The following is a 9812-nucleotide window of genomic DNA, read 5'->3' on the forward strand; positions in this document are numbered from 1 at the left end:
GGGCGGGGCTCCGTCATCGCGGTGGTGGCGGAGAAGCCGGCCGTGGCGCGCGACATCGCCCGGGTGCTGGGCGCCACCGAGCGGGGCGAAGGCTGCCTGCGCGGCAACGGCTACGTGGTGACGTGGGCGCTGGGCCACCTGGTGGGTCTGGCGCAGCCGCATGAAATCCGGCCCGAGTGGAAGCGCTGGCACCGCTCGCACCTGCCCATGCTGCCGGAGGACTGGCCGCTGGTGGTGTCGCCGCAGACGAAGGACCAGTTCGAGGTGGTCCGCCGGGTGATGAACGCGCCGGAGGTGTCTTCGGTGGTGTGCGCCACCGACGCGGGGCGCGAGGGCGAGCTCATCTTCCGCTACATCTACGACGCCGCCGGGTGCCGCAAGCCGGTGCGGCGGCTGTGGGTGTCGTCGCTCACCGAGCGCGCCATCCGCGACGGCTTCCAGCAGCTCAAGGACGGCCGGGCCTACGCGCCGCTGGCGGACGCCGCCATGGGGCGCAGCCGCGCGGACTGGCTCGTGGGCATGAACCTGTCGCGCCTCTACACGCTCGCGAGCGGGACCTACGGGAGCATGTTGTCCGTGGGGCGCGTGCAGACGCCCACGCTGGCCATGGTGGTGGAGCGCGAGCTGGCCATCCGCGACTTCGTGCCCCGGGACTACCTGGAGGTCGTGGCCACCTTCGCGCCGCGCGGCAAGGGCGCGCCAGCGGGGACGCGCTACCAGGGCACCTGGTTCCGTTCGGGGCCGGACGGCAAGCCGGTGATTCCCCCCGGCTTCGACAGCGTGCGCGAGGCGCGGCGGCTGGACGCGGACGGTGTGGAGGCGGGGCGCATCATCGACCGCGTGCGCGGCGGGCTCGCGGCGGTGGAGTCGCTGGACGCGGAGACGAAGCGGATGCCGCCGCCGCTGCTCTACGACCTGACGGAGCTGCAGCGTCACGCCAACCGCCTCTTCGGCTTCAGCGCGCAGCACACGCTGGAGGTCGCGCAGGCGCTCTATGAGAAGCACAAGCTGCTGAGCTACCCGCGCACCGCCAGCCGGCACCTGTCGGAGTCGGTGGCGGACACGCTGCCGGAGGTGGTGCGCGCCATCCAGGCGCCGTACGCGGAGGACCTGGCGCCGGGCACGGGCGTGCGCCCCCTGGGCAAGCGCTACGTGGACGACGCGAAGGTGACGGACCACCACGCCATCATCCCCACGCCCACGTCGCCGGACGGGGTGCGGCTGTCGCCCGACGAGCAGCGGCTCTACGACCTTGTCTGCCGGCGGGTGCTCCAGGCGTGGCACGAGGACCACGTCTGGAAGGTGACCACGGTCATCACCGCGGTGACGTCGAAGTCGGACGCCGGGCCCGTGGTGGACCGCTTCCACAGCGCGGGCACGCAGGTGGAGCGCGTGGGGTGGAAGGTCCTGGATCATGGTGGCGGGCAGAAGGCGCCGCGTCCCCGGGCGGAGGGCCGCAAGGGCGGCGACAAGGACAAGGACAAGGACGAGGAGCCGGACGACGAGCCGCAGGACCTGCCGCCGGGGCTCTTGCGCGGACAGGCGCAGACGGTGGAGGACGTGGAGGGGGTGAAGAAGCGCACGCGCCCGCCGCCGCGCTTCACCGAGGCGACGCTCCTGACGGCGATGGAGTCGGCCGGGCGCACGCTCGACGAGAAGGAGCTGGCGGATGCCATGCGCGACACCGGGCTGGGCACCCCCGCCACGCGCGCCTCCATCATCGAGGTGCTGCTCGAGCGCGAGTACCTCGTGCGCCAGGGCAAGCGGCTGGAGGCCACGGACAAGGGCATCCACCTCATCCAGGTGGTGCACCCGGACGTGAAGTCCCCGGTGATGACGGGACAGTGGGAGGCCTGGCTCCAGCGCATCGAGCGCGGCCAGGGCGAGCTGGGCTCGTTCCTGAGCGGCATCGAGGCCTACGTGCGGGAAGTTGTCGGGCAGGCGCCCACGGCGCTTCCGCCCACGTCGGTGCACGCGGGCGCTTCAGGAGGCGCGCGGCCCCTGCCGGCCGCGGAGGCCGGTGCCGTGTCCGGGAGCCGGAGCGCGGCCGCGCATTCCACCGCCACGCCCGCCGCTGCTGGACGCTTCGCTGGAGGTCCGGCCCAGGCCCACGCGGGTGGACAGGCCCCCAGCAACGGCCGCTTCGAGGCCGCGCGACAACATCCCGCGCAGGGCACCGCCGAAGGACTCTTCCGGGCCCGGGAAGGCGTCCCTGTCTCCGCGGGCGCTCCCGGGCATGGCGCCATCGAAGCGCGCTCCGGTGCGGCGCGGGACGGTGCGGCGGTCGGCTCGGCTGCCACGCGGCCCATGCCTCCGCCGGTCCGCGAGCCGCCTCCCACGCTGCCCTCCGCGGAGGTGCGGTCCGCGTTCGTGCAGGCCTCGTCCGACGGCTTTGGCCGGGCGCGGAAGCAGCCGCAGGGCGTGAACATGGGCAGCGGGCGGCCAGAGCGGGTGCACCGCGCGCCCACGCCGCCGGATCAGCTGCGGGGCCTGTTGAAGCAGGCGTTCGGCTTCTCCGACTTCCGGCCGTACCAGGAGGAGGTGTGCCGCGCGGCCACGTCCGGCGAGGACCTGCTGCTGGTGATGCCCACGGGCGCGGGCAAGTCGCTGTGCTACCAGCTACCGGGGCTCGCGCGCGCGGGCACCACGCTCGTCGTCAGCCCGCTCATCGCGTTGATGGAGGACCAGGTGCTGCGGCTCCAGTCGCTGGGGTTCGCGGCGGACCGCATCCACTCCGGCCGCGACCGGGCCGCGTCCCGGCAGGTGTGCGCCGAGTACCTGGAAGGCAAGCTGGACTTCCTCTTCATCGCGCCCGAGCGGCTGGGCGTCCCCGGCTTCGGTGAGTTCCTGGCCCGCCGCACGCCCGCGCTCATCGCCATCGACGAGGCGCACTGCATCTCGCAGTGGGGCCATGACTTCCGTCCGGACTACCGGCTCCTGGGCTCGCGCCTGCCGCTGTTGCGCCCGGCCCCGGTGGTGGCGCTCACCGCCACCGCGACGCCGGACGTGCAGCGCGACATCGTCCAGCAGCTGGGGCTGCGCGGCTCCACGGGCGGCGCCGCGCACACGTTCATCCACGGCTTCCGCCGCACCAACATCGCCATCGAGGTGCGGGAGCTGAACCCCGGCGCTCGCGGCGACGCCATCCTCACGCTCCTGCGCAACCCGGAGCACCGGCCCGCCATCGTCTACGCGTCCACGCGCAAGCACGCGGAGCAGTACGCGGAGCTGCTCGCCCACGACTTCCACACCGCGCCGTACCACGCGGGCCTTCAGCCCGCGGAGCGCGACCGCATCCAGGCCGCCTTCCTCAAGGGGCACCTGGAGGTCATCGTCGCCACGACGGCGTTCGGCATGGGCATCGACAAGGCGGACGTGCGCACCGTCATCCACGCGGCGCTGCCGGCCAGCCTGGAGGGCTACTACCAGGAGCTGGGGCGCGCGGGCCGCGACGGGAAGGACTCGCGCGCGGTGCTCCTGCACGCGTTCGTGGACCGGCGCACGCACGAGTTCTTCCACCGCCGCGACTATCCGGACCCCACCGTGCTGGAGCGGCTCTACCAGGCCACGTCCAACGAGCTGGAGCCCAAGGCCTCCCTCCAGGCCCGCGTGCGCGGGGATCCGGAGGTGTTCGACAAGGCGCTCGAACAGCTGTGGATCCACGGCGGCGTGGAGATGACGCCGGACGAGGACGTGCGGCGCGGCCGCGCGGGCTGGGCGGTGCAGTACATCGCGCAGCGCGAGCGCAAGCAGCTGCACCTGGAGCAGATGGGGCGCTACGCGGAGGCGCACGGCTGCCGCATGCGGCACCTCGTCGCGCACTTCGGCGACGTGCAGGACTCCGGCGCCGCGTGCGGCCTGTGCGACGTGTGCGCGCCGGAGACGTGCGCGGTGGTGCGCTTCGAGGAGCCCTCGGCGATGGAGGCGCACGCGCTGGGCCGCATCCTGGAGGCCCTGCACGCGCGCGACGGTCAGGCCACCGGACGGCTCCACCGCGAGCTGTTCGGTGAAGCGCTCCACCGGCGCGACTTCGAGCGGCTCGTGGGCGGGCTGGTGCGCTCCGGGCTGGTGCGCCTGGACTCGGACTCGTTCGACAAGGACGGGCAGGTCATCCTGTTCCAGCGGCTGTCGCTCACGGACACCGGCCGCCGCGCCCGCGTCATCGCGCCCGGACAGGTGGTGCTCCCGCAGGCGCGCGAGGAGTCCCCCAAGAAGCGCCGCGGCCGCGCCACCGCCGGGGCCTCGAAGCGCCCCACGCGCAAGCGCGCGAGCACCAGCGCGGACGCCGCTCCCCGAAGCCGCGGCAAGCGCGCCAGCACGGGCACGGGGACGCGGCGCGCCGCCAGTGGCCGCGCGGAACCGTGGCAGTCCCCGCGCGTGGACCGGGAGGAGCCGGACTTCGCGCCGCGGGACTTCGACACCGGCGCGCCCGCCCCGGGCCGGTCCGGCTGGAAGGCACGCCCCACCGAGGAGCCCTCCGCGGCACCCCGCGCGTCATGGAATGCCTCTCGGAACGCTTCTCGGAACGCCTCAGGCCAGATGCCCGAAGCCGGGTACGGGGCGCCGGAGGCCGCTCCCGCGCTGGTGGAGTCCCTCAAGGCATGGCGGCTCACCGAGGCACGCAAGCGCAAGGTGCCCGCCTTCCGCATCCTCACCGACCGCGTGCTGGACGCCATCGCGAGCGCCCGCCCCTCCAGCGGCGCGGAGCTGCTGTCCATCCACGGCGTGGGCCCCGCCCTCACGGAGCGCTACGGCGCGCAGATCCTCTCGCTCGTGTCCCGCCGTCGCTAGCCGCGTCCGGCTTCGGACACCCGCGCCGCCCGCGCTGTCGTGTCGCGCGGCGGACGGCGTGGGGACCCCTCGGGGCTCCCGGGCTCCCAGGGGCCGCACGGCGTGTGTACCCGTTCCCGGATGGCCTCATGGGAGGGGACGGCATGCGGATGACGCGGATGATCAAGGGCTGGGGGCTGGGGGCGTTCCTCGTGCTGACGGCATGCGGCCCGACAGAGGGGGACACCATCCTCTCCATCGCGGACTTCGACTACACGCCCAACAACCTCCAGGTGGAACCGGGCGAGACGGTGCGCGTGCGCAACCTGGACACGGCGGCGCACTCGGCGACGTCCTCTCCGTCCTCCGCGGACCTGGTGCCCGGCGCGGTGGAGAACGTCGGCTTCGACACCGGGGAGTTCGTGATGGGCGAGCGCGAGTTCACCGTGCCCGCGGATGCGGTCCCCGGCACCATCGTGACCTTCTACTGCACCGTGCACCGCGATTACCGGCACGGCGTGGGCAAGCTCGTCGTCCAGTAGGGCCCGCGAACCGCCCGACAAGGGAACGCCTCTTCCTGGGCCGCAGGAGCGGACACCGACCGGCCGGGCATGAAGGTTGTTGCCCAAGCTTGTAGGCGTAGGGGCGGGTGCCACCTTCTCACCCAACACGCGCATGGGCGACGTGGGGGTTCAAGGGGGGCGCAACGATGGAGCTGGGCTTCGAGACGATTGGGAACGCCACACTCATCTGTCACGACAACGGGCCGGTGCTGGTCACCGACCCCTGGACGGACGGCACCGCGTACTTCGGCAGCTGGACGCTGTCGCACGAGATTCCGGACGAGCAGCGCCAGTCCATCCGCGACTGCGCCTATGTGTGGCTGTCCCATGGCCACCCCGACCACCTCAGCCTGGAGTCGCTGGAGAAGCTGCGCGAGCGCACGCTGCTCGTGCCCAACCACGTGGGCCACCGCATGCGGGATGACCTGCGCGAAGCGGGCTTCCGCGTCCAGGTGATGGCGGACCGCGAGTGGACGAGGCTGTCCCCGCGGATCCGCGTGCTGTGCATCCCGGACGTGAACCAGGACGCGGTGCTGCTCGTGGAGGTGGGCGGGCGGCTCCTCGTCAACCTCAACGACTCCGGCGACCGCGGCCAGGGCCGCTTCGTGCGCCGGGTCATCAAGGAATACGACGAGACCTTCCTCCTCGCCCTGTCCGGCTACGGCGACGCGGACATGATGAACTTCTTCACCGAGGACGGGGACCGCATCCTCCCGTACGCGGCGGCGAAGACGCCCGTGGGGCAGACCATCGCGCGGCAGGCGGAGCTGTACGGGGTGCGCTACTTCGTCCCCTTCAGCTCCATGCACAAGTACCAGCGCGCCGACAGCGTCTGGGCCTCCGAGTACACCACCACGCTGCCCGACTACGCCCGGGGCTTCCACTCCACCACCTGCCAGATGCTCCCGGCCTTCCTGCGCCACGACTTCACCAACGACTCCTCGGTGTCCATCAACCCCAAGGAGCGCGCCCTCACCCCGGTGGACCCGAAGGAGTTCGGTGACGACTGGAGCGAGTGCCTGGACGCGGACGAGGTGAAGCAGTTGGAGCAGTACTTCCGCGCCGTCGAACACCTGGGCATGGTGATGGACTTCCTGCGCTTCCGCGTGGGCGGCAGGGAGCACGTCATCGAGTTCAACCAGCGCCGCTTCGAGAAGGGCATCACCTTCGAGGCGCCCCGCAACTCGCTGATGACCGCCGTGAAGTACCAGGTGTTCGACGACCTGCTCATCGGCAACTTCATGAAGACCACCGTCCACGGCGGCTTCGGCAAGGGCAGCCTCTATCCGGACTTCAGCCCCTACGTGGCCAAGTACGCCGACAACGGCAAGGCCCGCACCGCCGCCCAGCTGCGCGACTACTTCAACGAGTACAAGGGCCGTGACATGCTCGGGTACCTGCGCCACCAGGTGGATGCCCACTGCGTGCGCCCCCTGCAGACCCAGTCCGCGGAGCTGCTGCGCACCCTGCTGCCCGCCGACTCCCACGCCTTCCGCATGGCCAAGGAGACCTACTGGAAGGTGCGCCGCGCCATCCTCTAGGGATTCCGGGCAAAGTCCGTCCCCACCCTGACCGGAATCAGGACATGGGGCCGTCCTCTTCCAGGACAGACACGGAGCATGGGTAAAAACCACGTCATTCTGGGTGGTTGGTGACGGACGTGTCACGAAACGTGACAACGGGGACGCGGGAGTCTGGAGCGCTGTTGCTCCAGATATCCCGCGTTTCCTGATTTTCTCCCCTGGGAGACGCTTGGCCCGACAGTTGCTCAATGGCCCGGCGCGCGGCTCACACGCATGGCGGGAAGGCCAGGCGAGGGCGGCGCAATCCCCCGTAGGACAGAGGAAGAGTCTCCCAATGCTCAAGTTCCGCTCTGTTGCGATGCTGGCCGGTGTGTCGATGCTTGGTGCGGCCTGTGGTGGTCCTGAGACCCAGCAGGATTCCGAGCCGAAGCAGACGTGGGAAGAGTTCCAGGCGAACGCCTACCGCGAGCCGTGGGAGGGCGGGAAGATCATCGTCAACGGTGACGAGGCCCTGGAGTCCGAGGAGGAGCTGGCCGCCTACTTCAAGAACGTCGTCCAGGCCGAGCTGGGCAAGTCCCAGGATGGCCTCGCCGTGTACTACATCGGCGGCGACATCAAGTGGAGCAGCACGCAGAAGCTGAACCTGACCTACTGCATCAGCGACAGCTTTGGCTCCAACAAGACCAAGATGGTCAACGCGATGGCGAGCGCGACGGCGGCCTGGGAGGCCACCGCGAGCGTGAACTTCACGTACCTGTCCCAGTACGACGCGTCCTGCACCGCGAGCCAGACGGGCGTGCTGTTCGACATCCGCCCGGTGAGCGGCCAGTCCTACGTGGCGCGCGCGTTCTTCCCGAACTCGGCCCGCTCCGGCCGCAACGTCCTCGTGGACAGCAGCGCGTTCGGCAGCCTGGGCGCGTGGACCCTGACGGGCGTGCTCCGCCACGAGCTGGGCCACACGCTGGGCTTCCGTCACGAGCACACCCGCTCCACCGCGTCCGGCTGCTACGAGGACGCCCAGTGGCGCGCGCTGACCAGCACCTACGACCGCGCGTCCGTCATGCACTACCCCCAGTGCAACGGCACCCAGACGGGCGACCTCGTGCTGACCACGCTGGACAAGCAGGGCGCCCGCTCGCTGTACCCGTGAGCGCGTTGAGCTGCTGATGTCCAGGTCTTGCTTCGCGGTGTCACGCCGCGAAGCAAGGCCCGGTGTAACGGGGCCGGTGGGAGCGTCTTCGCTCCTGTCGGCCCTGTCGTCGTTTTCGCGTGGGAGGGCGGGCTTCAGGCGCGGACGGTCGGCGCGTCGGCGTCGGGGGCGCGCTCGAAGAAGACGAGCAGCTTGCCGCTGCCGCGTTCGGCGATCTCCAGGCACTCCAGCGCGCCGCTGTCCGCGTCCAGTTCGGCGGTGATGCGCTCCGGTTCGAGCACGCGGTGGGTGATTTCATCATCGCCGTGGCCCGCGATGATCTGCACCGCGCCCAGGTCGCTGCCCTTGCGCTCCAGGGAGATCTCCACGAGCGGCAGGCTCCGGGCAATCTCCTGGTCACCGGTCTCCAGGCTGATGGACTCCAGGCTGATGGACTCCACGCGCACCCGCTCGTGGCGGATCCGCTCGGTGATGCCGGCGAGGTAGTGCTCCCACTGGTCCCTGGGTATTTCCTGGTTGGTGTGTGCCATGAAGCCGCCTCCGCGCGTCGTCGTGTGCTTGGGTCGTGTGCCTCAACCGTAAGGCGTGTGCCGCGCGCATGGAGGACGGGCCCGTCTCCTCGTCGCGTCGGGGACCCCGCGGACCGGGCCCTGCCACGTCGGCTGCCCCCGACGTGGGGACGGGGTGTCAGTCGCGCACGGCGTGCACGGCGTCGTCCTTCAGCACCAGGCGCACCGTGGCGGCGCGGCCGTGGCCGAAGTGCTCATAGGCGGCGGCTTCCAGGATGGGGGCCAGCGCGGTGCGCAGGCCCCGGGCGCCGGTCTCGCGCTTGAGGGCGCGGGCGACAATCCAGTCGCGCACGTCCGCGTCCACGGTGAGCTGGAGCCCCTCGTGTTCGAACTCGCGCTCCCAGGTGCGCAGCACGTTGTGCTGGAGGATGTCGCCCAGGGTGGCCGCGTCCAGCGGATCGAAGGAGACCAGCCGGTTGAAGCGGCCGATGAGCTCCGGGATGAAGCCGTAGCGGGAGAACGCGGTGGTGTTCTCCAGGTGCTCCTCGGTGATGCGCGCGGCGATGGACTCCGCGTCGCGGTGGCCGCCCTTGCCGGGTTCGCGGCCGAAGCCCACGCGCTCCACGTGCGTCATGTGTTCGGCGGTGCCCCGGAAGCCGCTGAAGGCGCCGCAGGCGATGAAGGTGAGGCAGCCCAGGTCCAGCGACTCCGCGCGGATGCGGCTGGTGAAGCCGAAGTCCGGGGGGAAGGTGGCGCTGGGCGCGGAGAGCAGGTGCAAGAGGCTGCGCTGGACGCCGAAGCCGCTCACGTCCTTGGTGGTCTGCTGGCCGGAGAAGCGGCTGTCGGAGCGGCTGGTGGCGAGCTTGTCGAACTCGTCCATGCAGATGACGCCGCAGGAGGCCCACTCCGCGTCGCGGTCCGCGGCCTCGTAGAGGCGGGACAGCAGGGTGCTGACGTCGTCGCCCACGTAGCCTGTTTCAGAGAACTGCGTGGCGTCCGCGAGCACGGTGGGGACGCCGAGGATTTCGCGGAACATCAGCTCCACGAGGAACGTCTTGCCGGAGCCGGTGGGGCCCAGGAAGAGGGCGTTCTCACGGGTGCCGGGCTCCGGCTGGATGCCCTCCAGGTACACGCGGCGGATCCGGCGCAGGTGGCGGTAGGCGAGCACGGCGGCGGCGCGGCGGGCGTCCGGCTGGCCGCGGTAACCCAGGTCGCTCAGGCGTGCGTCGATGCCCTGCGGCGACAGCACCTCCAGCGCGGCCACGCGCTCCTGGACGGGCGGGCCTTCGGGGAAGGG

General features: G+C 71.3%; 6 protein-coding genes. 4 read left to right on the forward strand and 2 right to left on the reverse strand.

All coding sequences use genetic code 11. The features are described 5' to 3' along the window. The 4 genes from D7V97_RS33810 to D7V97_RS33825 form a co-directional block, all read left to right on the forward strand. The coding region (locus D7V97_RS33810; protein ID WP_233583395.1) for a DNA topoisomerase 3 at positions 1–4791 on the forward strand (4791 nt) is incomplete at its 5' end. 128 nt (positions 4792–4919) lie between these two features. Next, a complete protein-coding gene (locus D7V97_RS33815) occupies positions 4920–5312 on the forward strand; it encodes a hypothetical protein (RefSeq protein WP_120614744.1) in 393 nt (130 codons plus the stop codon). Positions 5313–5479: 167 nt separating this feature from the next. After that, on the forward strand, positions 5480–6874 hold the full coding sequence (locus D7V97_RS33820) for an MBL fold metallo-hydrolase (protein WP_120614745.1): 1395 nt from the start codon (positions 5480–5482) through the stop codon (positions 6872–6874). Positions 6875–7190: 316 nt separating this feature from the next. Then, positions 7191–8006: a M57 family metalloprotease gene (locus D7V97_RS33825; RefSeq protein WP_120614746.1), complete on the forward strand. Its 816-nt coding sequence runs from the start codon at positions 7191–7193 to the stop codon at positions 8004–8006. A gap of 134 nt (positions 8007–8140) precedes the next feature. Here D7V97_RS33825 and D7V97_RS33830 read toward each other — a convergent pair whose 3' ends face one another. Both D7V97_RS33830 and D7V97_RS33835 read right to left on the reverse strand, forming a co-directional pair. After that, positions 8141–8536: a DUF5335 family protein gene (locus D7V97_RS33830; protein ID WP_120614747.1), complete on the reverse strand. Its 396-nt coding sequence runs from the start codon at positions 8534–8536 to the stop codon at positions 8141–8143. A gap of 157 nt (positions 8537–8693) precedes the next feature. Then, the coding region (locus D7V97_RS33835) for an AAA family ATPase (RefSeq protein WP_120614748.1) at positions 8694–9812 on the reverse strand (1119 nt) is incomplete at its 5' end.

Origin of the sequence: Corallococcus sp. CA053C, from assembly GCF_003611675.1 — a bacterium.
Taxonomy (GTDB): domain Bacteria; phylum Myxococcota; class Myxococcia; order Myxococcales; family Myxococcaceae; genus Corallococcus.